The following is a 1,178-nucleotide window of genomic DNA, read 5'->3' on the forward strand; positions in this document are numbered from 1 at the left end:
TTCCTCGATATTCTCTTAAAATCCTACTGCGGCAAAATGACAGTTTTCCGAGACGAAGTCGTATGACGCTCCGTCATATTATTGTAAATTGTCTTAAAATGAAGCGCTTGATAGAAGGGGCTTTAAGCTCGCATCGGTCGCCGAGGGGCTCCCTTTTTGGGGAACACTCTTAGAGTTTATCGGGCCGTGCCGATGCCCCGTTTGACGATCAGGAAGAACGACCATGTCGGTGCTTTCCCCCGTAGCCGCCGCGCCCACTGCCGAACCGCAACCCCTACCGCGCCCCGAGCGGTTGCTGATCGTCGAGGATGATGGGTTCAGCCAGCAGTTGATCGAACTCTACCTGCGCCGGGCCGGGTTTCACGATCTGACCAGCGCGGGCGATGGGCGCGTGGCGCTCGATCTTGCTAAGGCTGAGCGCTTCGATTTGGTGCTGCTCGACCTCAATCTGCCGCGCGTCAGCGGCGTTGAGGTGCTGCGCCGCCTGAAGCGCGACGGCTTGCTGATTGACACGCCAGTGATCGTCATTTCGTCCATGACCAATATGGACGAAATCGTTCAATGTCTGGATTTAGGGGCCGAAGGCTATCTGCCGAAGCCGTTCAATGTGCGCCTTCTCGACGAACGGGTCAGCGCCTGCCTGGAAATGCGCCGCCTGAAGCGCCTCGCCGTCGATCAAATCGACCAGCGGCAGACCGACACGCGGGCGGTGAAAGCGCTGCACGGGCTGTTGCACGCCGACCCGGCGACGCTCGATCCGCAGCTATCGGGCGCGACGGCGTCGATTTTCATTCATCCGGCGGCCCATGTCGGCGGCGATATTTCGCTGCTGCATCGCCACGCCGATGGGACGGTTTGGGCGGCGCTCGGCACCGTCGGTGCCAGCGGGTCGGCAGCGGCGCTGACGGCGGCCTATGCTCTGCTGCATCTCCGCACGCTAATCGAGCGCGGCGATGCCGGTCCGGCGGCGGCGCTAACGGCGCTCAATCAACGCTTAAGCCAAGGGGCTGAGGGGTGGGACTGCCCGCCGGTCGCCCTCAGCCTGCTGGCGCTAACGCCGCGACGGGGGCCTTTCGCCTCGCCAGTGCCGGTGCCCTGATCCGCTGTTGGTCGATCCCCGCGCGCTGGTCGCTCTTGCCGTCGATCGGGGCGTACGCTCGCCCGCCGCGCCGACGCGC

The 1,178-nt window shown here is 63.4% G+C and carries 1 protein-coding gene; it reads left to right on the forward strand.

The window, feature by feature from the left end; translation table 11 throughout:
- The first annotated feature begins 223 nt into the window (after positions 1–223).
- Positions 224–1,099 (forward strand): response regulator transcription factor, encoded by an 876-nt coding sequence (locus VZ95_RS22485; RefSeq protein ID WP_052711944.1) that lies wholly within the window; start codon positions 224–226, stop codon positions 1,097–1,099.
- Positions 1,100–1,178 lie beyond the last annotated feature (79 nt).

The organism is Elstera litoralis (assembly GCF_000963705.1).
In the GTDB taxonomy this organism is placed as follows: domain Bacteria; phylum Pseudomonadota; class Alphaproteobacteria; order Elsterales; family Elsteraceae; genus Elstera; species Elstera litoralis.

Bases quoted from the DNA above. Each gene is read 5' to 3' on its own strand.
- VZ95_RS22485 (WP_052711944.1), top strand. From the start codon at position 224: ATGTCGGTGCTTTCCCCCGTAGCCGCCGCGCCCACTGCCGAACCGCAA.